1 pseudogene is annotated in these 298 nt (G+C 63.1%); it reads right to left on the bottom strand.

The window, feature by feature from the left end:
• Nucleotides 1-298, bottom strand: a pseudogene (locus tag RVY79_RS18910) (nitrite reductase (NAD(P)H)); the annotation flags it as partial.

Raw genomic sequence — 298 nt, 5'->3', positions numbered from 1 at the left:
CTTCATGCCGCCGTTGCCGCACACGTACAGGTTCCAGCCCGTTTCGGTGGCGATGCTGCCGACGTCCTTGCCTTGCGCTTCCGCGCATTCGCGCGTGCAGCCCGATACGCCAAACTTGATCTTGTGCGGCGAGCGCAGGCCCTTGTAGCGGTTCTCCAGCGCCACTGCAAAACCCACCGAATCACCCACGCCATACCGGCACCACGTGGAGCCCACGCACGACTTCACCGTACGCAGCGATTTGCCATACGCATGGCCCGATTCAAAGCCGGCGGCGATCAGCTCTTCCCAGATCAGC

It is taken from the genome of Chromohalobacter sp. HP20-39 (assembly GCF_033052815.1).
Lineage (GTDB): Bacteria > Pseudomonadota > Gammaproteobacteria > Pseudomonadales > Halomonadaceae > Chromohalobacter.
The sequence above is the reverse complement of the archived record's forward strand: the minus strand, read 5'-3'. Positions and strand labels throughout refer to the sequence as shown.